This window comes from Streptomyces sp. WI03-4A (genome assembly GCF_033792105.1).
Taxonomy (GTDB): Bacteria; Actinomycetota; Actinomycetes; order Streptomycetales; family Streptomycetaceae; genus Streptomyces; species Streptomyces collinus_A.
In genome coordinates, this window is record NZ_JARAUO010000020.1 from 118,311 (window position 1) to 139,229 (window position 20,919).

Annotated in this window: 18 protein-coding genes; 5 read left to right on the forward strand and 13 right to left on the reverse strand. The window is 71.9% G+C overall.

Going from position 1 to position 20,919, the window contains the following annotated elements; all coding sequences use genetic code 11:
- Positions 1 to 21: 21 nt before the first annotated feature.
- Positions 22 to 918: a DUF4429 domain-containing protein gene (locus tag PV343_RS21300; protein ID WP_319148546.1), complete on the reverse strand. Its 897-nt coding sequence runs from the start codon at positions 916 to 918 to the stop codon at positions 22 to 24.
- Positions 919 to 980: 62 nt separating this feature from the next.
- On the opposite strand from PV343_RS21300, the gene PV343_RS21305 reads away from it, so the two are divergent.
- On the forward strand, positions 981 to 2,582 hold the full coding sequence (locus PV343_RS21305) for a beta-N-acetylhexosaminidase (RefSeq protein ID WP_319148547.1): 1,602 nt from the start codon (positions 981 to 983) through the stop codon (positions 2,580 to 2,582).
- Positions 2,583 to 2,637: 55 nt separating this feature from the next.
- Here the strand turns inward: PV343_RS21305 and PV343_RS21310 are convergent, their stop codons facing one another.
- The 10 genes from PV343_RS21310 to PV343_RS21355 all read right to left on the reverse strand — a co-directional run bounded on the left by PV343_RS21310 (position 2,638) and on the right by PV343_RS21355 (position 15,552).
- Positions 2,638 to 4,407, reverse strand: a complete 1,770-nt coding sequence (locus PV343_RS21310; protein WP_319148548.1) for an IucA/IucC family siderophore biosynthesis protein — start codon at positions 4,405 to 4,407, stop codon at positions 2,638 to 2,640.
- On the reverse strand, positions 4,404 to 4,943 hold the full coding sequence (locus PV343_RS21315) for a GNAT family N-acetyltransferase (protein WP_319148549.1): 540 nt from the start codon (positions 4,941 to 4,943) through the stop codon (positions 4,404 to 4,406). The genes PV343_RS21310 and PV343_RS21315 overlap by 4 nt, the downstream gene beginning before the upstream one ends.
- On the reverse strand, positions 4,940 to 6,226 hold the full coding sequence (locus tag PV343_RS21320; protein WP_319148550.1) for a lysine N(6)-hydroxylase/L-ornithine N(5)-oxygenase family protein: 1,287 nt from the start codon (positions 6,224 to 6,226) through the stop codon (positions 4,940 to 4,942). The genes PV343_RS21315 and PV343_RS21320 overlap by 4 nt, the downstream gene beginning before the upstream one ends.
- On the reverse strand, positions 6,210 to 7,652 hold the full coding sequence (gene desA / locus PV343_RS21325) for a lysine decarboxylase DesA (protein ID WP_319148551.1): 1,443 nt from the start codon (positions 7,650 to 7,652) through the stop codon (positions 6,210 to 6,212). The genes PV343_RS21320 and desA overlap by 17 nt, the downstream gene beginning before the upstream one ends.
- Before the next feature lie 114 nt (positions 7,653 to 7,766).
- Positions 7,767 to 8,609, reverse strand: coding sequence for a siderophore-interacting protein (locus PV343_RS21330; protein WP_319148552.1), 843 nt, complete (start codon positions 8,607 to 8,609; stop codon positions 7,767 to 7,769).
- A 40-nt stretch (positions 8,610 to 8,649) separates the two neighbouring features.
- Entirely contained in the window at positions 8,650 to 9,696 is a 1,047-nt protein-coding gene (locus PV343_RS21335) for an ABC transporter substrate-binding protein (protein ID WP_319148553.1), read from the reverse strand.
- 195 nt (positions 9,697 to 9,891) lie between these two features.
- Positions 9,892 to 11,052, reverse strand: a complete 1,161-nt coding sequence (locus PV343_RS21340; protein ID WP_319148554.1) for an acyl-CoA dehydrogenase family protein — start codon at positions 11,050 to 11,052, stop codon at positions 9,892 to 9,894.
- A gap of 5 nt (positions 11,053 to 11,057) precedes the next feature.
- Positions 11,058 to 11,978, reverse strand: a complete 921-nt coding sequence (locus PV343_RS21345; RefSeq protein WP_415923504.1) for a hydroxymethylglutaryl-CoA lyase — start codon at positions 11,976 to 11,978, stop codon at positions 11,058 to 11,060.
- 17 nt (positions 11,979 to 11,995) lie between these two features.
- The gene (locus tag PV343_RS21350) at positions 11,996 to 13,924 is read right to left on the reverse strand and encodes an acetyl/propionyl/methylcrotonyl-CoA carboxylase subunit alpha (protein WP_319148556.1); all 1,929 of its coding nucleotides are present in this window, start codon (positions 13,922 to 13,924) and stop codon (positions 11,996 to 11,998) included.
- Between the two features lie 11 nt (positions 13,925 to 13,935).
- Positions 13,936 to 15,552, reverse strand: coding sequence for a carboxyl transferase domain-containing protein (locus tag PV343_RS21355; protein ID WP_319148557.1), 1,617 nt, complete (start codon positions 15,550 to 15,552; stop codon positions 13,936 to 13,938).
- A 96-nt stretch (positions 15,553 to 15,648) separates the two neighbouring features.
- Here PV343_RS21355 and PV343_RS21360 point away from each other — a divergent pair, with 96 nt between their 5' ends.
- The 4 genes from PV343_RS21360 to PV343_RS21375 all read left to right on the forward strand — a co-directional run bounded on the left by PV343_RS21360 (position 15,649) and on the right by PV343_RS21375 (position 19,059).
- On the forward strand, positions 15,649 to 16,254 hold the full coding sequence (locus PV343_RS21360) for a TetR/AcrR family transcriptional regulator (RefSeq protein ID WP_319148558.1): 606 nt from the start codon (positions 15,649 to 15,651) through the stop codon (positions 16,252 to 16,254).
- 99 nt (positions 16,255 to 16,353) lie between these two features.
- Positions 16,354 to 17,511: an acyl-CoA dehydrogenase family protein gene (locus PV343_RS21365; RefSeq protein ID WP_020940216.1), complete on the forward strand. Its 1,158-nt coding sequence runs from the start codon at positions 16,354 to 16,356 to the stop codon at positions 17,509 to 17,511.
- Positions 17,512 to 17,547: 36 nt separating this feature from the next.
- Positions 17,548 to 18,414 carry an acyl-CoA thioesterase II gene (locus tag PV343_RS21370; protein WP_319148559.1) on the forward strand — a complete coding sequence of 289 codons (867 nt, stop codon included), beginning with the start codon at positions 17,548 to 17,550 and terminating at the stop codon, positions 18,412 to 18,414.
- 291 nt (positions 18,415 to 18,705) lie between these two features.
- Positions 18,706 to 19,059: a hypothetical protein gene (locus tag PV343_RS21375; protein WP_319148560.1), complete on the forward strand. Its 354-nt coding sequence runs from the start codon at positions 18,706 to 18,708 to the stop codon at positions 19,057 to 19,059.
- A gap of 104 nt (positions 19,060 to 19,163) precedes the next feature.
- Here the strand turns inward: PV343_RS21375 and PV343_RS21380 are convergent, their stop codons facing one another.
- Both PV343_RS21380 and PV343_RS21385 read right to left on the reverse strand, forming a co-directional pair.
- Complete coding sequence (locus PV343_RS21380) at positions 19,164 to 19,952, reverse strand: phosphatase (protein ID WP_319148561.1); 789 nt, start codon at positions 19,950 to 19,952, stop codon at positions 19,164 to 19,166.
- Positions 19,953 to 20,014: 62 nt separating this feature from the next.
- Positions 20,015 to 20,919 (reverse strand): helix-turn-helix domain-containing protein (locus PV343_RS21385; RefSeq protein ID WP_319148562.1); only part of this gene is annotated, 905 nt, incomplete at its 5' end.

The following is a 20,919-nucleotide window of genomic DNA, read 5'->3' on the forward strand; positions in this document are numbered from 1 at the left end:
CGCGCCGGACGCGGGCGGCCCTCACATGCGCTTGAGGACCGCCCGCTTGGCCAGCCCGAACTCCTCGTCGGTCAGCACCCCCGCACGGTGCAGCTCACCCAGCTCGCGCAGGCGCCGCAGCAGCGCGTCGTGGTCGTCCTCGGCCGGCGGCGCCGCGCCGGGCCGCGCCGCCTCGACGGGCGGCGGCCCGGGGAGCGCGTCCGGGACGGCGGCCGGCCCCGACGGGTGCGGCAGCCGGGCCTGGACCGCGGCCGCGACCAGGGCCATCAGCGGGTCCTTCTTGAAGCCCCACAGCTCCACGGCGTTGGGGTCGTACTTCGGCGGGGCGGCGGCCGGCGCGCCCCGCACGGTGAAGCGCAGATGGCCGTTCTCCAGCCCGGCCGCCGGCTGCCACTCCACGGCGGTGATGTCGTCGAGCGCGATCGTCCGGGGCCCGGTGGCGGCCTTGGCGTCCTCCGTCTTCCAGTTCCACTCCAGGCGCACCCGCTCCCCGTCGAACCCCGCCGTGCCGTCCCCGGCCGTGGCGGACAGCGGCACCGGGGGGCCCGGCAGCAGGTACCCACCGACCGGGTCCGGCGAAACGCCGTCCAGCAGCAGGGCGTTGCGGACCTCGTCGGCGAAGTACTCGGCGACGCCGTACCGGTCGGGCTCCACCGTCAGCTGGTACGGGTCGTGCGGCTCGGCGAGCCGGCCGCCGGTGGCGTGCAGCAGCGGATCGGCGCCGTCGCGCAGCCGCAGTCTCAGCCGCCCCGACCGCTTCCCCTGCTCGAACGAGACGCCCGCCAACGCGCCCAGCGGCACCACGAGTTCGCCCAGCGTCCGGCGCAGCAGGCCGGTGTTCTTGTCCCGGCCGGGGGTCAGCCTGAGGGCGTCCCCGTCGAACACCCACGTGCCGTCCTTCTGGATGATTTCCGCCATGCGGGGATTGTTTCACCGGATCTGCGGGAGAGTGGTCTTTACCATTCCCGAAGGGAGCGCATGTGAGACGGAACCACAGCACGACTCCCCGACTGACCCGCGTGCTCGGATCACTGCTGCTTCTGGCGGCGGCAGGCGTCTTCACCGTCGGCGCGGCACCCGCTCCGCGGGCCACGCCGGCGACCCCGCTGGACCGTGTGGTCCCGGCGCCCGCCTCGGTCAGACCGGCCGGTCACCCCTACCGCATCACCCCCGGCACACACATCCGCGTGGACGGCTCGGACGAGGTCCGCGGCACCGGCGAGTACCTCGCCGGCATCCTGCGGCCGTCCACCGGCTACCCGCTGCCGGTCACCGAACAGGGCGGCGGCGGCATCCGGCTGCACCTGGCCGACGGCCCGTTCGGCGCCGAGGGTTACCGCCTGACCAGCGGCCCCTGGGGCGTCTCCATCACCGCGAGCACGTCCGCCGGCCTCTTCCACGGCGTCCAGACCCTGCGTCAGCTCCTCCCGGCGTCGGTGGAGAGGAAGAGCGTCCAGGCCGGGCCCTGGCGGGTCGCCGGCGGCACCATCGAGGACCGCCCGCGGTTCGCGTACCGCGGCGCCATGCTGGACGTCTCCCGCCACTTCTTCACCGTCGCCCAGGTCGAGCGCTACATCGACCAGCTCGCCCTCTACAAGATCAACACCCTGCACCTGCACCTGAGCGACGACCAGGGCTGGCGCATCGCGGTCGACTCCTGGCCGCGGCTGGCCACCTACGGCGGTTCGACCCAGGTCGGCGGCGGCCGGGGCGGCTCCTACACCAAGGCCGACTACCGGAAGATCGTCGGCTACGCCGCCTCCCGCCACCTGGAGGTCGTCCCTGAGATCGACATGCCCGGCCACACGAACGCGGCCCTCGCCTCCTACGCCCAGCTCAACTGCGACGGCACGGCGCCCCCGTTGTACACCGGCACCCAGGTGGGCTTCAGCTCGCTGTGCGTGTCCAAGGCGGTGACGTACGACTTCGTGGACGACGTGATCCGCGAACTGGCCGCCCTCACCCCCGGCCGCTACCTGCACATCGGCGGCGACGAGGCGCACTCCACCAGCCACGCCGACTACGTGGCCTTCATGGACCGCGTGCAGCCGGTCGTCGCCAAGTACGGCAAGACGGTCATCGGCTGGCACCAGCTCACCGGCGCCCACCCGGCCCAGGGCGCCATCGCCCAGTACTGGGGCCAGGACGGCACCAGCGCGGCGGAGAAGGCACAGGTGGCCGAGGCGGCCCGCAACGGCACCGGGATCGTGCTGTCCCCGGCCGACCGGGTGTACCTCGACATGAAGTACACGGCGGCCACCCGGCTGGGCACGAAGTGGGCCGGCCTGGTCGAGGTGAAGCGCTCCTACGACTGGGACCCCGGGACCTACCTGCCCGGAGTGCCGGCCTCGGCCGTCCGGGGCGTCGAGGCGCCGCTGTGGTCGGAGACGCTCGCCAAGTCGGCCGACATCGAGTACATGGCGTTCCCGCGCCTGGCGGGAGCGGCCGAACTGGGCTGGTCCCCGGCGGCCACCCACGACTGGGACACCTACCGCACACGCCTGGCGGCCCAGGGCCCGCGCTGGACCGCGCTCGGCATCACCTACTACAGGTCGCCCCAGGTCCCCTGGCCGGCGAGCTGAGCCGGGGGCCGGCGGGCACCCCGCGGGACCGTACCGCGGGGTGCCCGCCGGCCCGTCAGAACCCGGCGATGGGGTTGTCCAGCTCCCCGACGAGCTGGAGCGCGCCGGACGGGTCCGCGAGGTCCACCATCTGCCGGTTGTCGCGCAGCTGCAGCCGGTTCAGGCAGGACAGCGCGAACCGCGGGGCGAAGATGTCGTACCGCCGGAACCGGTCGGCGAGTTCGGGCACCGACTCCTGGTACTCCCGGGTGACCTCCGCGACCGTCCGCCAGAAGCCGTCCTCGGTCAGGATCCCCTCGGCGGCGAGGTTCGCCGCGAGGAAACGGAAGAAGCAGTCGAAGACGTCCGTGAAGACCGACAGCAGCTTCTGGTCCTCCGGGACCTCGGCCCTGATCCGCCCGACCTCCGGCGGCAGCACCGCGTTCGGGTCCATGACGACGATCTCCTCGGCGATGTCCTTGTAGATCGCCCGCCGCACCTCCCCGTCCGCCAGCACCAGGATCACGTTCTCGCCGTGCGGCATGTAGGCCAGGTCGTAGGCGTAGAAGCTGTGCAGCAGCGGGGTGTAGTACGCCCGCAGGTACCGCCGCAGCCACTCGGCGGGCGCGAGGCGCGACCGCTCGATCAGCGCGCCCGCGAAGGAGGCGCCCTCGTGGTCCACGTGCAGCAGGGACGCCATGGTCGCCAGGGACTCGCCCTCGCCCAGCGACGGCACCGGGCTCTCCCGCCACAGCGCGGCCAGCATCTTGCGGTAGGGCGAGTAGCGGTCGGTGGCCTTCTCGTACTCCAGGTGCCGGTAGCCGACCGCGGCCCGCTCCCGGATGACCGACAGACCGGTCGCCTTGAGCACCGGGTCGTTCTCGACGAGCCGGGCGAGCCAGTCGTTGATCGCCGGGGTGGCCTCCATGTAGGCGGCGGACAGTCCGCGCGTGAAGCCCATGTTGAGGACGGACAGCGCCGTCTTCACGTAGTGCCGGTGCGGGGCGGAGGTGTTGAAGAAGGTCCGTATCGACTGCTGCGCCAGGTACTCGTCGTCGCCCTCGCCCAGGCAGACCAGGTGCCGGCGGGCCACCTCGGCGGCGAAGGTCACGCTGAGCTTGTTCCACCACTGCCAGGGGTGGACCGGGATGAACAGGTAGTCGGCGGGGTCCAGGCCCTGCCCGGTGAGGGTGGCGCGGAACCGGCCGAGGGCCGCCTCGCCCAGCTCCTCGCGCAGGAAGGACTCGTACTCGATGCCGACGCCCGCGGTGAACGCGGCCCGCGAGCGGTGCGCGGCCAGCCACACCAGCCGGACCGGGCTCGCGGTCTCGGGCGCGTAGGACAGGTACTCGTGGACGCCGAAGCCGAGCCGTCCGTTGTTGGCGACGAAGCAGGGGTGGCCCTCGGTCATCCCGGTCTCGATCGCCTGGAAGCCGCTGCCCGCGAGCTCGGCGGAGGTCACCTTCGGCTTGGTGAGCTTGTAGCAGGTGCCGGACAGGGTGGAGGAGATCTCCTCCAGGTAGACCGGTAGGATCTCGTCGCTCAGCCCCAGCGTCCGGCGCAGCTCGATGCAGAAGTCCAGTGCGTCGAGGGGGAGTTCGGTGCCCTCGCGCCGCCGGGTGACGGAGCCGGCGTCGATGTCCCAGTGGTCGAGGCCGCGCCGTACGGCCGTGAACCGGTAGGCGGTGAGCCCGTCGTCGCTGCGGACGACGTACCGGTCGCCGTCCCGCTCGGGGGTGACCAGGCGCTCGTGGGCGAACTCGGCCAGCGCCTTGCGCACCAGCAGCCGGTTGGCGGTGGCCCAGCGCTCGGGGGACAGGTGGGCCACGGAGTCGGCGAGGCTCATGCGGCCACCGCCCGCTCGAACCGCTCCCGCGTGCAGAAGCTCAGCAGGGCCCGCTTCTCCGGCTTCTGGATCTCCCGCTCGGGCACGAACCCGACGGCCTCGTTCAGCGCGTGCACGGCCTTGTTGCGCACGTCCGGCTCCACCACGACCCGGCGCGTCTCCGGGTCGGCGAAGAGGTGGGCCATCACGGCCGTGATGACGGCCCGGGTGAACCCGCGGACGGGCGTGTCGGTGGGCGGGACCAGGAAGTGCATCCCGACGTCACCCGGCTCCGGCTCGTACAGTCCGGCCAGCTCCCGCTGGGCGGGGTCGTAGCGCTCCATCAGGAAGGCCGGCTCGCCGTCGCACAGCCCGAGCAGGGCGTGGTGGTACGGGTCGGCGGCGATGTCCATGTAGGCGCGCTCGACGTCCTGGAGACGCGCGTCCTGCATCATCCAGAACGCCGCCTTGGGGTGCGTGACCCAGCCGTGCAGCAGCTCGGCGTCCCTCAGGGGGTCGAGCGGGCGGAACGTGAAGGTCGTGGCGGTGCTGGTCATACGGCGAACTCCTGGAAGGCGATGGTCTTCTCGACCGGGTAGTACTCCGTGCCGAGCAGCTCACGGATGATGTACGAGTTCCGGTAGGCGCCCATGCCGAGGTCGGGGCTGGTGATGCTGTGGGTGTGCACGCCGGCGTTCTGGAGGAAGACACCCCGGCCCGTCACGTCGATCGCGTAGTTGCGGGCGACGTCGAAGCGGCCGTGGCCGTCGAAGCGGAGCCGGTCGCGGATCGGGGCCAGGAACGCGGGCGGCTCGTACCGGTAGCCGGTGGCCAGCACCAGGCCCTCGGTGCGGATCTCGTAGTCCTTGTCCTGCTCGTCCTGGTGAAAGCCGAGGGTGTACGCGCCGTCCTCGTAAGAGGCCTTCGTGAGCGTGGAGTTGGTGAGCAGACGGGTGGGCACCGGGCGGTCGCCGCTCTCGACGCCCTTCTGGTAGAGCAGATCGAAGATCGAGTCGATCAGGTCCGAGTTGATGCCCTTGAACAGGCCCTTCTGCTGTCCCTCCAGCCGGTAGCGGGTCTCCTCGGGCAGGGCGCGGAAGTAGTCGATGTAGTCCGGGGAGGTCATCTCCAGGGTCAGCTTGGTGTACTCGAGCGGGAAGAAGCGCGGGGACCGGGTGACCCAGTTCAGCTCGTAGCCGTGGACGTCGATCTCGGACAGCAGCTCGTGGTAGATCTCCGCCGCGCTCTGCCCGCTGCCGACGACGGTGATGGACCTCTTCGCCCGCAGCTCCGCCTTGCGGTGCATGTACTGCGAGGTGTGGATGAGGTCGCCGCCGAGGCCGCGGCAGGCCGGGGGCACGAAAGGGACCGTCCCGGTGCCGAGGACCAGGTGCCGGGCGCGGAACGTCTCGCCGGTCTCGGTGCGCACGGCGTACAGGCCGTCCTCGTGGTGGACCTCGGTGACCGTGGTGCCGAAGCGGACGCTGCCGAGTCTGTTCGCCGCCCAGCGGCAGTAGTCGTCGTACTCGACGCGCAGCGGGTAGAAGTTCTCGCGGATGTAGAACGGGTAGAGCCTGCCCTTCTCCTTCAGGTAGTTGAGGAAGGAGTACGGAGAGGTCGGGTCCGCGAGGGTGACCAGGTCCGACATGAACGGGGTCTGCAGGTGGGCGCCGTCCAGGAACATGCCCGCGTGCCACTCGAAGTCGGGCTTGGAGTCCAGGAAGACACCGTCGAGTTCGGCGATCGGCTCGGTGAGGCAGGCGAGCCCGAGGTTGAAGGGGCCGAGCCCGATCCCCACGAAGTCGTAGGTCTTGTAAGGGGCTTCAGGACGCGCGGTCAAGGGACTCTCCCAGGTACTGCTCGGCGTGGCCGGCGATGAGGTCGAGGACGGCGGCGATGTCGGCCGTCGTGGTCTCGGGGTTGAGCAGGGTGAACTTCAGGTAGTGGCGGCCGCCGACCTTGGTGCCCGCGACCACGGCGTCGCCGGAGGCGAACAGGGCCTTGCGGGCGTACAGGTTGGCGCGGTCGATCTCGGCCGGGTCGGTGACCGCGGCGGGGACCCAGCGGAAGACGAGGGTGGAGAGCGAGGGCTCCACGACGACGTCGTAGCGGGGGTCGGCGGCGAGCCGCTCCCAGCCCTGCCGGGCCAGCTCGCACACCTGGTCGAAGAGTTCGCCGATGCCGTCGGCGCCCATCACCCGCAGCGTCATCCACAGCTTGAGGGCGTCGAAACGGCGGGTGGTCTGCAGGGACTTGTCGACCTGGTTGGGGATGCGCTCCTCCACCATGCGGCGCGGGTTCAGGTACTCCGCGTGGTAGGTGACGTGGCGCAGCGTGGCCGCGTCGCGGACCAGCACGGCCGAGGAACTCACGGGCTGGAAGAAGGACTTGTGGTAGTCGACGGTGACCGAGTCGGCGTGCTCGATGCCGTCGATGCGGTCGCGGTGCCTCAGCGAGGCGAGCAGTCCGCAGCCGTAGGCGGCGTCCACGTGCATCCACACGCCGTGCCGGGCGCAGAGTTCGGCGATCTCCGGGAGCGGGTCGATGGAGCCGAAGTCGGTGGTGCCGGCGGTGGCGACGACGGCCATGGGGACCAGGCCGTCCCGTTCGCAGCGCTCCAGCTCGTGGGCGAGCGCGAGGGTCCGCATCCGCTTGTCCTGGTCGACGGGCACGGAGACGACCGCGTCCGGGCCGAGGCCGAGCAGTTTCGCGGACTTCTTCACGCTGAAGTGGCTCACCTCGGAGGCGAAGATCCGCAGTCTGCCGAGGTCCTCGGTCTTGGCCTCCTCCCGGGCCAGCAGCAGCGCCTGGAGGTTGGACTGGGTGCCGCCGGAGGTGAACACCCCGTCGGCGGCGGGTCCGAGGCCGATGCGCTCGGCGGTCCAGTCGACGAGCCGGCGCTCGATGAGGGTGCCGCCGGCCGACTGGTCCCAGGTGTCGAGGGAGGAGTTGACCGCGGAGAGCACGGCCTCGCCGAGCACCGCGGGGATGACCACCGGGCAGTTGAGGTGGGCGAGGTAGCGGGGGTGGTGGAAGTAGACCGCGTCCCGGAGGTAGAGGTCCTCCAGTTCGTCCAGGACCGCCGCGGTGTCGCCCAGTGGCCGGTCCAGGTCGACCGCGTCGATCCGGGGGGTGAGGGCGTCGACGGTGACGCCGGTGAACGGACGGCCGGTGGTGGCGAGTTTGGCCGCCACCCGCTCGACTCCTTCGGTCACGGAGCGGCGGTAGTGCTCCGCGGTGAGGCCATTGAGCAGGTGCGAGCGCATGTGGGGGTCCTCCGTGGGGACTGTCCGTGCGAGGCAGTGAACTTAGGTTAGCCTAACCTAAGTTTGATGTCCGGAGATATGGCTGTGCCGTGACCGGGTTCACGCGAAGGGGAGTTACTCCGCCGCGCGGAGCTGTTCCTCCGTCATGCCCTGGCGCCAGTACCCGACGAAGGTGACGCGCCGCCGGTCGATCCCGCGCTCGGCGGTGAAGTGCCGGCGCAGCGCCTTCACCCGGCCGGACTCGCCCGCCAGCCAGACGTACGGCCGCCCGGCGTCGGGCAGCCGCGCCTCCCGCACGGTGTCGACGGCCGTGGGGGACCCGTCGTGCCGTACGAGCCAGGTGATCTCCGCGTCGGCCTCGGTGCGCACGTCCTGGATGTCGCCGGCGTGCGGCACCTCCAGCCAGGCGCGGACGCGGGTGCCCGCGGGCAGGGTCTCCAGGACGCCGGTCGCGGCCGGTACGGCGGTCTCGTCGCCCCAGAGCACGACCAGATCGGTGTCCGCGGGCGGCCGGAAGCGGATGGCGCGGTTGTCGGCGACCGCCGGGCCCAGCAGCAGGACGCGGTCGCCCGCCGCGGCCCGGGACGCCCAGCGGGAGGCGGGGCCCGCGGGTACCGGGGCGTCCGGCTCGACGCCGTGCAGCGCGAAGTCGATGTCGATCTCGTCGGGGTTCCTGCGCAGCGCGCGCAGGGTGTACGAGCGCATCACGGCTCGTACGTCGTCCGGGAGTTCGCGCCAGCCCTGCCACCAGCCCTCGCCCAGCTCCAGCGGCACGGCGGGCTCGCGCTGGCCCGGGTGCGGCAGGAACAGCGACAGGGACTGGTCGCGTCCGTCGGAGTGGAAGGCGTGCAGGTCGGCACCGGCGAAGGTGACCCGGACCAGGGACGGGCCGAGCCGCCTCGTCCGTACGACCTGGAGGGAGAAGAAACGGAACGGGGCGGCCACGGCCGTCGTCATGGGTGCTCCTGGGGGTGGAGGGGGATCGGGCCCGGCGGGCTCAGGCGACCTTCTTGGCCTTCTCCAGGGCCTCGGCCAGACCGGTGAGCAGCGGCACGCACTTGTCGTAGGACAGGATCGGCTCGGGTGAGCGCGCGATGACCTGGCTGGCCTTCACCGCGGGCAGCTTCTTCCAGGTGGGCTTGGTGACGTCGGCGGGCTGGATGGCCGAGGTGCGGTCGTCCATCATGATGATGTCGGCCCGGTACTTGTCGACGTTCTCCCAGCTCAGCGACTCGTACCAGCCGCCGCCCCGCTTCTTGGCGCTCTCCGGGGGCTCGACGAAGTTCACGCCCAGGGCCTTGAAGTACTCCAGGTCGATGGAGAGGTTGGTGCCGGAGACGTAGAAGAGCTGGTCGCTCGCGGAACCGGCCATCACCTTGAGGCCGGGCTTGGCCTTGGCGGCGGCGCGCAGCCGGGCGGCCGCCTCCTCGAAGCGCTTCCTGGCGGCGGTGACCTTCGCGGCCTTCATGTCCGCGCCGAGCGCCTCGGCGAGGTCCCACAGGCGCTGCAGCGGCTGGGTGAGCTGGCGGTCGTAGACCGAGATGCCGACGCTGGGGGCCAGCTGGGCGATCTTCTTCTTCGACTCGTCGGGGACGTACCAGAGGGTGCCGGCGTCGTCGAACATCGTCGAGACGAGCACGTCGGGCGCGAGGGCCGCGTACTTCTCGATGCTGAACTGGCCCCAGGTGTTGCCGAGGACGGTCACCTTGCTGATGTCCATGTCGCCGGCCTGGACGTCGGGCTTGCCGTCGCTGGTCTTCGTGGGCCCGAAGACACCCTTGACCTGGATGCCGTAGTCGTGGAGCGCGGCGGCGACGCCGGTGAAGGCGACGATGTTCGCGGGGGCCTTGTCCAGCTTCACGGTCGTGCCGCGGTCGTCCTTGAAGCTCCAGGAGCCGGACTTGCCGCCGGTGGCAGCCTTCCCGGAGTCGCTGTCCTTCCCCTTGTCGTCCCCGCAGGCGGCGAGCGCGGCACCGAGTCCGAGGGCGCCGCCCGCGGCGAGCAGACCGCGGCGAGTGAGGTGGGTGGCACGGGCATGGGACATGGGTATGACTGCTTTCGACCGGGGCGCGGCGCCCGCCGGACAAGTTCGAAGGTAGGTTAGCCTAACCTCACTAGATGTCCAGGGGGCGGCCCCCGGCCGCCGCGCGCCGCACCCGGACACGCCGACGGGCCCGGCCGTCTCCGACCGGACCCGCCCTGACGCGCCCCGAGTTGGCCTCTCGCGGGCCGGTGTCCGTTAGCCGGCCAGGCCCAACTCCCGCGCGATCAGCATGCGCTGGACCTCGCTGGTGCCCTCGCCGATCTCCAGGATCTTGGAGTCGCGCCACATGCGGGCCACCGGGTACTCGTTCATGAAGCCGTAGCCGCCGTGGACCTGCGTGGCGTCACGGGCGTTGTCGACGGCGACCGTGGAGGAGTACAGCTTGGCCATGGCCGCCTCCTTCTTGAAGGGCTCACCGGCCACCAGCCGGTAGGCGGCGTCCCGCCAGGCCAGCCGGGCCGTGTGCGCCTTCATCTCCATGTCCGCGATCTTGAACTGGATGGCCTGGTTGGCGCCGATCGGCCGGCCGAAGGCGTGCCGCTCCTTGGCGTACTTCACCGACTCGTCCACACAGCCCTGGGCCAGTCCGGTGCCGAGCGCCGCGATGGCGATGCGGCCCTCGTCGAGGATGCGCAGGAACTGGGCGTAGCCCCGGCCCTCCGTGCCCAGCAGGTTCGCGGCGGGCACCCGGACGTCCTGGAAGGACAGTTCACGGGTGTCGGAGGCGTTCCAGCCGACCTTCGAGTACGGCGCGGCCACCGTGAAGCCGGGGGTGCCCGACGGGACGATGATCGCCGAGATCTGCGGCCTGCCGTCCGGCTTGCGGCCGGTGACCGCCGTGACCGTCACCAGACCGGTGATGTCCGTACCTGAGTTGGTGATGAAGCACTTCGAGCCGTTGATCACCCACTCGTCCGTCTCCGGGTCGAGGCGGGCCGTGGTCCGGGTGGCGCCCGCGTCGCTGCCGCCGTCCGGCTCGGTCAGACCGAAGGCGCCGAGGATCTCGCCGGCGCACAGCCGGGGGAGCCACTCCCGCTTCTGCTCCTCGGTGCCGAACAGGTGGATCGGCATGGCACCCAGGGAGACGCCCGCCTCCAGGGTGATGGCGACCGACGAGTCGACCCGGGCCAGTTCCTCCAGGGCGATGCCGAGGGCCAGGTAGTCGCCGCCCATGCCGCCGTACTCCTCCGGGAACGGCAGCCCGAACAGGCCCATGCGGCCCATCTCGCGGACGATCTCGTACGGGAACTCGTGCCGCTCGTAGAAGTCGCCGATCTTCGGCGCCACGACGTCGTGCGCGAACTCCTCGACCGTACGGCGGAGTTCCTCCAGCTCGGGGCTGAGGCGGTGGTCCATGCTGATCACTGGTCCTTGTGGGAGAGAGCGCGGACGGTACGGGACGGGCTCGGGCGGCCCAGCTGTTCGGCCATCCACACGCTGGTGGCGGTCAGACGGCCGAGGTCGACCCCGGTCTCGATGCCGAGGCCGTGCAGCATCCAGACGAGGTCCTCGGTGGCGAGGTTGCCGGTGGCGGACTTGGCGTACGGGCAGCCGCCGAGGCCCCCGGCGGACGCGTCGATCGTCGTCACACCGTGTTCCAGGGCCGCGTAGGTGTTCGCGAGCGCCTGGCCGTACGTGTCGTGGAAGTGCACGCCGAGGGTGTTCGTCGGCACGCCCTCCTCGTTGAGCAGGGAGAGCAGCTCCAGGACATGCCCCGGGGTGGCGACCCCGATCGTGTCGCCGAGACTCAGCTCGTCGCAGCCCATGTCCCGCAGGGCCGTGCAGACGCGGGCCACCTGGTGGAGCGGGACCGCTCCCTCCCAGGGGTCGCCGAAGCACATCGAGACATAGCCGCGGACGTGCGCGCCCGCGTCCTTCGCCTGCCGCACCACCGGCTCGAACACGGCCAGCGACTCGTCCACGGTGCGGTTGAGGTTGGCCTTGGCGAAGGACTCCGTGGCACTGGCGAACACCGCGATGCGGCGCGCGCCGAGGGCGAGGGCCCGCTCCAGGCCGCGCTGGTTGGGCACCAGCACCGGGAGGTCGGCGTCGAGGCCGCCGACGAGCGGGAACAGCTCCTCGGCGTCGGCGAGCTGGGGCACCCACTTGGGGTGGACGAAGCTCGTCGCCTCGATCGTGGTCAGGCCCGCGTCGGCCAGGCGGCGGATGAACTCCGCCTTCACCGCCGTGGGCACGGCCGTCTTCTCGTTCTGCAGTCCGTCGCGGGCGCCGACCTCGTGGATCCGTACCCGTGCGGGCAGGTCCTGGGCGGGTACGACCATGGGCAGGGCGTCGGCGCTCACTCCGCCTCCTCCTTGGGTGCGATGACGGCGAGGACCTGGTCCATGGCGACCGTCGAACCCGGGGTGACGTCCAGTTCCGCGACGGTGCCGGCGTGCGGGGCGGAGATGACGTGCTCCATCTTCATCGCCTCGACCACCAGCAGGCTCTGACCCGCCGTGACCTCGTCGCCCACGGCCACCTTCACCACGGTCACCGTGCCCGGCATGGGCGCGGTGAGCGAGTCGGCGCCCGCGTGCGCGGCCCCGGACAGGGAAGCCGCCACCGGGTCGTGGTCCCGCACCTGCCAGGAGTCGCCGTCCCGGCCCAGCCAGTCACCGGCCCGGCGGAAGGAGTGGCGGACGCCGTCGAGGGTGACGGACACCCGGTCGCCCGCGACGCTGTGCGCGCCGCGCGGGGTGTACCTGACCGGCTCGGTCACCCGCAGGTCGAAGGCGGCCGCCTTCGGGGTGCCGCCGAGGCGCCAGCCGCTCGGGACCGAGAAGGGGTCGGTCCAGCCCTCGCCCCGAGGCCGCAGCGCCTCCTGGCGCACGGCCGCCGCCGCCTCGTACACCTCCTCCGGCACCTCGGTGGGGACCAGCTCGTCCACCACGCGCTCCACCAGACCGGTGTCCAGCTCGCCCGCCACCACCGCCGGGTGCGCCAGCAGCCGCCGCAGGAACCCGGCGTTGGTCTGCACCCCCAGGGTGACCGTCCCCGCCAGGGCGGAGCGGAGCCTGCGCAGCGCCGTCGCGCGGTCGGGGCCGTAGGCGATGACCTTGGACAGCATCGGGTCGTACAGGCTGCCCACCTCGGTGCCCTCGCTGAGGCCGGAGTCGGTGCGGACGCCGTCGCCCTGCGGCTCGTCGAGCAGCAGCACCGTGCCACCGGAGGGCAGGAAGCCGCGCGCGGGGTCCTCGGCGCAGATCCGGGCCTCGACCGCGTGGCCGGTCAGTGTCACGTCCTGCTGCCCGAAGCCCAACGGCTCCCCGGCCGCCACCCGCAGCTGCCACTCCACCAGGTCCAGGCCCGTGATCAGCTCGGTGACCGGGTGCTCCACCTGGAGGCGGGTGTTCATCTCCATGAAGTAGTACGACGACGGGTCGCCGCCCGGCACGATGAACTCCACCGTGCCCGCGCCCCGGTACCCGCAGGAGCGCGCCGCCTGCACGGCGGCCTCGCCCATCGCGGCCCGGGTCGCCTCGTCGAGGAGCACGCTGGGCGCCTCCTCGATGATCTTCTGGTGCCGCCGTTGCAGGGAGCACTCGCGCTCGCCGAGGTGGACCACGTTGCCGTGGCCGTCCGCCAGCACCTGGATCTCGATGTGCCGGGGGCGGTCGACCCACCGTTCCACCAGCAGGGTGTCGTCCCCGAAGGAGGCGCGGGCCTCGCGGCGGGCGGCCGCGATCTCCTCCTCCAGCGCGGTCACGTCCCGCACCAGCCGCATGCCCTTGCCACCGCCGCCGGCGGACGGCTTGAGCAGCACCGGCACGCCGATCTCGCGGGCGGCGGAGGCCAGTTCGGCGTCCGTGAGCCCGCTGCCGCTCGACCCCGGCACGACCGGGACGCCGGCCGCCTTCACCGTCTCCTTGGCGCGGATCTTGTCGCCCATCAGCGCGATCGCGTCCGCCGAGGGGCCGATGAACACCAGCCCCGCCTCCTCGCACGCGCGGGCGAAGCCCGCGTTCTCGGCGAGGAAGCCGTACCCCGGGTGGACGGCCTGGGCGCCGCTGCGAGCGGCGGCCTCCAGCAGCCGCTCCACCGACAGATAGCTCTCGGACGCGGGCGCGGGCCCGATCCGTACCGCCGTGTCGGCCTCCCTGACGTGCCGCGCGTCGGCGTCGGCGTCGGAGAAGACCGCCACCGAGCGCACGCCCAGCGAGCGGAGCGTACGGATGACCCGTACGGCGATCTCGCCCCGGTTGGCCACCAGCACTGTGTCGAACACGATTCCCCTCCTCACATCCGGAAGACGCCGAACTGGGGGTCTCCCAGGGGCGCGTTGGCACAGGCCGTCAGGGCGAGTCCCAGCACCTGACGGGTCTCCAGCGGGTCGATGACGCCGTCGTCCCAGAGGCGGGCGGTGGCGTAGTAGGCGTTGCCCTGGTGCTCGTACTGCGCGCGGATCGGCGCCTTGAAGGACTCCTCGTCCTCGGCCGCCCAGTCCTCGCCGCGTGCCTCGAGCTGGTCCCGCTTGACCGTGGCGAGCACGGAGGCGGCCTGCTCGCCGCCCATCACGGAGATCTTGGCGTTGGGCCACATCCACAGGAAGCGGGGGGAGTAGGCCCGGCCGCACATCGAGTAGTTGCCGGCCCCGTACGAGCCGCCGACCACCACCGTCAGCTTCGGCACCCGGGTGCAGGCCACCGCCGTGACCATCTTGGCGCCGTGCTTGGCGATGCCGCCCGCCTCGTAGTCCTTGCCGACCATGAAGCCGGAGATGTTCTGCAGGAACACCAGCGGGATGCCGCGCTGGTCGCACAGCTCGATGAAGTGGGCGCCCTTCTGCGCGGACTCCGAGAAGAGGATGCCGTTGTTGGCGACGATCCCGACCGGGTGCCCGTGGATCCGGGCGAAGCCCGTGATCAGGGTCTGCCCGTACTCGCTCTTGAACTCGGCGAACCGGGAGCCGTCGACCACGCGCGCGATGATCTCGCGCACGTCGTAGGGGGTGCGCGAGTCCACGGGGACGGCGCCGTAGATCCCGTACGGGTCCACCTTCGGCTCGACGACCGGCGTGACCTCCCAGGGCAGCGGCTGCCGGGCGGGGAGCGTGGCGACGATGTCGCGCACGATCCGCAGGGCGTGCGCGTCGTCCTCGGCGAGGTGGTCGGTGACACCGGAGACCCGGGAGTGCACCTCGCCGCCGCCCAGCTCCTCGGCCGTGACGACCTCACCGGTGGCCGCCTTCACCAGCGGCGGGCCGCCGAGGAAGATCGTCCCCTGGTTGCGCACGATCACGGCCTCGTCGCTCATGGCCGGCACGTACGCGCCGCCGGCCGTGCACGAGCCGAGGACGGCCGCGATCTGCGGGATCCCGGCGCCGGACATCCGCGCCTGGTTGTAGAAGATCCGCCCGAAGTGCTCGCGGTCCGGGAACACCTCGTCCTGCATCGGCAGGAACGCCCCGCCGGAGTCGACCAGGTAGACGCACGGCAGCCGGTTGTCCAGGGCCACCTCCTGGGCGCGCAGGTGCTTCTTCACGGTCATCGGGTAGTAGGTGCCGCCCTTGACGGTGGCGTCGTTGGCGACGATCACGCACTCGCGCCCGCTGACCCGCCCGATCCCGGCGATCACGCCGGCGGCCGGTGCCTGCCCGTCGTACATCCCGTCGGCGGCGAGGGGGGCCAGCTCAAGGAACGGTGAGCCGGGGTCGAGCAGGGTGTCCACCCTGTCCCTCGGCAGCAGCTTCCCGCGCGCGGTGTGCCGCGCCCGCGCCTTCTCCCCGCCGCCCTCGGCGGCCGCGCCCAGCTTGGCGCGCAGCTCGCCGACGAGGGCGAGGTGAGCCTGTTCATTGGCTCGCCAGGCCTCCGACGCGGGATCTGCCGCGCTCGTCAGCTCCGGTGCCTCCTGCATCCTGCGGTCCCCTCACCCAGTGGTCGTACTGTTAATGAGCGTTAACCATTTCCTTCAGGTTAACGACCGCTAACCTCGCTGTCTAGAATTGCAGGCATGGTCACCAGAGCCGACGCCCCCACCCGCCGCGAGCAGATCCTCAAGGAGGCCGCCCGCCTCTTCGCCGAGCGTGGTTTCCACGGCGTCGGCGTGGACGAGATAGGCGCGGCGGTCGGCATCAGCGGTCCCGGTCTGTACCGGCACTTCCCGGGCAAGGACGCGATGCTCGCCGAGCTGCTGGTCGGCATCAGCGGCCAGCTGCTGACCGGGGCCAAGCGGCGCCTGGCGGAGGCCGACGGGCGCTCGGGCGCCCCGGCGGTGCTGGACTCGCTCATCGAGGGCCACATCGACTTCGCCCTGGACGACCGCCCCCTGATCACCCTGCACGACCGTGAGCTGGACCGGCTGCGCGACAGCGACCGCAAGCTGGTGCGCCAGCTCCAGCGGCAGTACGTGGAGCTGTGGGTCGAGGTGGTCCGGGAGGTCTACCCGGCCCTCACCGAGCCGTCGGCCCGCTCCGCCGTCCACTCCGTCTTCGGCCTGCTGAACTCGACCCCGCACCTCGGCCGCGCCGGCACCCTGCCCGGCCGCGGGGCCATGGCTGCGCTGCTGCACCGGATGGCCCGGGGCGCCTTCGCCGCGGCGGGCACCGCGGAGGGCTGACCCGGACGGGTGGCGCACCTCACCCTGGACGCCTGTGCGTACTGGCCGGTATCTTCGAGAGTGAGCAAGCGCTTAGACAGGTACCTGGAGGTGGGCGGCGTGCGCCGTACGGTGTTCAACGAGGATCACGAGGCGTTCCGGGAGACCCTCCGCGCCTTCATCGAGGCCGAGGTCGTGCCCGTCTACGACGAGTGGTTCGCGGCCGGCCAGGCCCCGCGCGACTTCTACTACAAGCTCGGCGAGCTGGGCATCTTCGGCATCAACGTCCCCGAGGAGTTCGGTGGCGCGGGCATGGAGAGCCACAAGTTCGAGGCCGTCCTCTACGAGGAGACCGCCCGCGCGGGCGTCCAGTTCGGCGGCTCCGGCGTGCACGTGCTGCTCGCCCTGCCGTACATCAAGATGCTCGCCACCGACGAGCAGAAGAAGCGCTTCCTGCCGAAGTTCGTCACCGGCGAGGAGATGTGGGCCATCGCGATGACGGAGCCGGGCACCGGTTCCGACCTCGCGGGCATGAAGTCCACCGCGAAGCTCTCCGAGGACGGCACCCACTACGTCCTCAACGGCGCCAAGACCTTCATCACCGGCGGTGTGCACGCCGACAAGGTCATCGTCTGCGCCCGCACCGCCGCGCCGACCGCCGAGGACCGCCGCCACGGCATCTCCCTCTTCGCCGTCGACACCAAGTCCGAGGGCTACTCCGTCGGCCGCAAGCTGGACAAGCTCGGCCTGAAGACCTCCGACACCGCCGAGCTGGCGTTCGTCGACGTCAAGGTCCCGGTCGAGGACCTGCTGGGCGAGGAGAACAAGGGCTTCTACTACCTCGGCCACAACCTGGCCTCCGAGCGCTGGGGCATCGCCTTCGGCGCCTACGCCCAGGCCAAGGCCGCCGTCCGGTTCGCCAAGCAGTACGTCCAGGAGCGCACCGTCTTCGGCAAGCCGGTCGCCCACTTCCAGAACACCAAGTTCGAGCTGGCCGCCTGCCAGGCCGAGGTGGACGCGGCCGAGGCCGTCGCCGACCGCGCGACCGAGGCGCTGGACGCCGGTGAGCTCACCCCCGCCGAGGCCGCCTCCGCCAAGCTTTTCTGCACCGAGGTCGCCCACCGCGTGATCGACCGCTGCCTCCAGCTGCACGGCGGCTACGGGTACATGAACGAGTACCCGATCGCCCGCCTGTACGCGGACAACCGCGTCAACCGCATCTACGGCGGCACCAGCGAGATCATGAAGACGATCATCGCCAAGGACATGGGTCTGTAAGGACCCCGTGACGACTGGCCGGTACAACTGAGAGCCATGAGCCAGGCACTTCGGAGTCTCCTCGATCTGCTCGACCTGGAGCAGATCGAGGAGAACATCTTCCGCGGCCGGTCCCGCGCCGCCGTCGTCCCGCGCGTGTTCGGCGGGCAGGTCGCGGCGCAGGCGCTGGTCGCCGCAGGCCGCACGGTCCCCGCCGACCGGCCCGCCCACTCGCTGCACGCGTACTTCCTGCGCCCCGGCGACCCGGGCGCGCCGATCGTCTACACCGTCGACCGCATCCGCGACGGCCGGTCCTTCACCACCCGCCGCGTGGTCGCCGTCCAGCACGGCAAGCCGATCTTCCACCTCTCGGCGTCCTTCCAGACGTACGAGGAGGGCCTCGACCACCAGGCCCCCATGCCGGCCGCGCCCGACCCGGCCGGCCTGCCCACCTCCCAGGAGCGGCTGCGCGGCTACGGCCACCTGGAGCCCCAGGTGGTGGAGCGCTTCCTGGAGGCCCGCGAGGCGATCGACCTGCGCTACGCGGACGAGCCGCCGTACGGCAGGTTCGGCGAGCCGCGCGAGCCGCACTCCCAGGTGTGGTTCCGCACCAACGGCAAGCTCGACGACGACCCCCTGCTCCACGTGGTCCTCGCCACCTACGTCTCCGACATGACCCTGCTCGACTCCGTGCTGCTCGCGCACGGGCGCGGCGGCTGGGCGGTGGGCGACGTGGTCGGCGCCTCCCTGGACCACGCCATGTGGTTCCACCGGCCGTTCCGCGCCGACGAGTGGCTGCTGTACGACCAGGAGTCGCCGTCGGCGCACGGCGGCCGGGGCCTGGGCCAGGCCCGTATCCACACCCAGGACGGACGGCTCGCCATCACGGTGATCCAGGAGGGCGTGGTACGCGTCCCGCGATGAATGTGACGCGATTAGTCGCCCGAGATGACGAGTGACGGGTGGGGTACTAGGCTCTCTGGGTGTAAGCCGCAAGTGCACGGCACAGGCGGCCGACGAGGTCCGGCACAGCTCTGACCTCAGCCGCGACACCCTCCGGCAGGGAGCGCAGGCGTCGGCCGGCGGAGATGCCGCTCATGAGCCAGCGGTGACATCCAACAGACCGCGCCGCACCCTTCTCGTTCCCGTGCGGCGACGGCCATCCGCCTCGTGACGACCCCTCAGGGGCCACGAGAGACGATGGAAGGTACTCCCATGCGAGCAACACGCACGAGGCGTCTTGTCGCGACGTCCGCAGTCGGACTCCTGCTGGCCGGCGGAGCCGCGATCGGGGCGGCGGGCACTGCCTCGGCGTCGGACCACGGCGACCACGGCGGCTACAGCCACAGCAGGGACTATGGGGACAACGACCGGGGCCACGACAACGGCTGGGGCCACGACAACGGCTGGTGGGACGACGACGACGACGGCTACGGCGGTCGCGGCGACCACGGCGGTTACGGCAACGGCGACCACGGTGGTTACGGCAACGGCGACCACGGCGGTTACGGCAATGGCGGCTACGGCGGCCATGGCGGCAACGGCGGTGGAGGACACGGAGGTTACTAGAACCGTCCTCGGCTGAGGTGAGGGTGCGGTCCCGGGCCGGGACCGCACCCGTCAGCCATGTTCCGGCCCGGTGCCGGGCGTGGTGCGGGGCATGGTGCCGGGCGTCAGGACAGCCCGGCCTCCGCCAGCAGATACGCCGTCATCGGGTCGTAGTGACGCGGGCTGATGACATGGTCGTCGAGCGGCACCGCCACCTGGAGGGTGCCCTCGGACTCGGCGAGGAACAGCGCCGGGTCGTTGCAGTCGGCGTACCCGACCGAGTCGACCCCGTGCTGCCCGGCGTACCCCGCCCAGCCGTGGTCGGCGACCACCAGGTCGGGCAGCGGGCGCCCCTCGCGCTCAAGTCCCGTCAGGATGGCCCGCATCGGCTCACCGGAATGCGTGTGCCACAGCGTCGCGCCGTGCTCCAGGACGGCCACGTCCGCGAACTGCATCACATAACCCTCGTCCGTCTGCAGCCCGTCCGGGATGACGACGATCTCGCAGCCGGCGGCCCGCAACGCCGCGGCCGTGGCCCGGTGCACGTCCAGCAGGCCGCCGGGGTGGCCGGTGGCGAACAGCACCCGCTGCCGCCCGTCGGCCGCCTTGCGCAGCCGCCGCGCGAGGCGCTCCAGCGCGTCCACCGTCAGCTCGGGGTCGATGGTGTCCTGCCCGTACCTGTACTCGGGATCGTCGTTGACGCCGACCCGCTCGGCCATGACCGCGAGCACGTCCTGCTCGTCCCGCCAGCGGTCGCCCAGCTCCAGGCCGAGCCAGAAGTTGCGGACACCGTTGGCGAGCTGACGGTAGTGGGAGAGGTTGTTCTCACGGGGCGTGGCGACGTCCCCCGCGATACGGGTCCTCACCAGGTGGTCGACGAGCTGGGCGCGGCTGGGTGTCCCGGATATCGGCATGCCTCCCATTGTGGGGCAGCGGGCCCCGCGCGTCTTCGGCATACCGCACCCTGGGACGCGGGTCACGCACCGTGCCGCAGCGCGAACCACAGCTCCATCCGCAGGTCCGCGTCGTCCAGGTCCGCCGCCAACAGGGCGGCGCAGCGGGCGATCCGCTGCCGCACCGTGTTGCGGTGCACGCCCAGCGCCACCGCCGTACGGTCCCAACTCCCGTGCAGCGAGAGCCAGGCCCGCAGTGTCACGGCGAGTTCGGGCCGGCCGGCGAGCGGGGCGAGCAGCGCACGCGCGTGCGCCTCCGCGTCCGGCCGGGACACCAGGTCGGCGAGGCCCGATCGGACGTCGTGCCGCACCAGCGGGCCGCGGGTGGCGCGGGCCCGGGCCAGCGCGCGGGCGGCCTGGAGGTCGGCGGCCGGCCACTCCCGGGGCTCGACGGCCGCGCTGACACCGAGGGCCCAGCCCGGCTGCGAGGCCGGCTCCCGCCCGGCGGGCACCAGCACCCGTACGACGTCCCCGGCGAGGTCGACCAGGGGCGAGCCGAGGGCCGCGCCGAGCGCCGAGGCCGCCACCGCGTCCGGGAGCTGTGTCTCCGGCCGGGCGTGCACCACGACCCACCGCCCGCCGCCGGGCTCCAGCAGCGGCGCGACCGCCTCCGGCGCGGCGCCGAGCAGCAGCCGTACGAGCGCGGACGAGCGGGCCGCACCGGCGCCGCTCTGGTGCTCGCCGGTGAGCAGGGACAGGAGCACGGAGGCGACGGAGGCGACGGTGTGGTCGCCGGGTTCGCGCTGGGTGGTGGCCACACCGAGCACGAAGCCCTCGCCGGAGCCGAGGGCGTAGGCCAGCAGGTGGGTGTCGCCGACGGTGTCGGTGGCGGAGGCGGGTGCGGGGGCCGCGCCCGTGCCGCCCGCGGGCCGCACCACTCCCGCCAGCCGGCGCAGCGCGTCGCGGGCCGGCCCGGCCGGTTCCCGGC

Coding starts and splice junctions, on each gene's coding strand:
- PV343_RS21315 (WP_319148549.1), bottom strand. CDS start 4,943: ATGACCAGCACCGCCACGACCTTCACGTTCCGCCCGCTCGACCCCCTG.
- PV343_RS21355 (WP_319148557.1), bottom strand. CDS start 15,552: ATGCAGGAGGCACCGGAGCTGACGAGCGCGGCAGATCCCGCGTCGGAG.
- PV343_RS21380 (WP_319148561.1), bottom strand. CDS start 19,952: ATGCCGATATCCGGGACACCCAGCCGCGCCCAGCTCGTCGACCACCTG.
- PV343_RS21330 (WP_319148552.1), bottom strand. CDS start 8,609: ATGACGACGGCCGTGGCCGCCCCGTTCCGTTTCTTCTCCCTCCAGGTC.
- PV343_RS21370 (WP_319148559.1), top strand. CDS start 17,548: ATGAGCCAGGCACTTCGGAGTCTCCTCGATCTGCTCGACCTGGAGCAG.
- desA (WP_319148551.1), bottom strand. CDS start 7,652: ATGCGCTCGCACCTGCTCAATGGCCTCACCGCGGAGCACTACCGCCGC.
- PV343_RS21340 (WP_319148554.1), bottom strand. CDS start 11,052: ATGGACCACCGCCTCAGCCCCGAGCTGGAGGAACTCCGCCGTACGGTC.
- PV343_RS21375 (WP_319148560.1), top strand. CDS start 18,706: ATGCGAGCAACACGCACGAGGCGTCTTGTCGCGACGTCCGCAGTCGGA.
- PV343_RS21300 (WP_319148546.1), bottom strand. CDS start 918: ATGGCGGAAATCATCCAGAAGGACGGCACGTGGGTGTTCGACGGGGAC.
- PV343_RS21335 (WP_319148553.1), bottom strand. CDS start 9,696: ATGTCCCATGCCCGTGCCACCCACCTCACTCGCCGCGGTCTGCTCGCC.
- PV343_RS21345 (WP_415923504.1), bottom strand. CDS start 11,978: ATGGTCGTACCCGCCCAGGACCTGCCCGCACGGGTACGGATCCACGAG.
- PV343_RS21310 (WP_319148548.1), bottom strand. CDS start 4,407: ATGAGCCTCGCCGACTCCGTGGCCCACCTGTCCCCCGAGCGCTGGGCC.
- PV343_RS21360 (WP_319148558.1), top strand. CDS start 15,649: ATGGTCACCAGAGCCGACGCCCCCACCCGCCGCGAGCAGATCCTCAAG.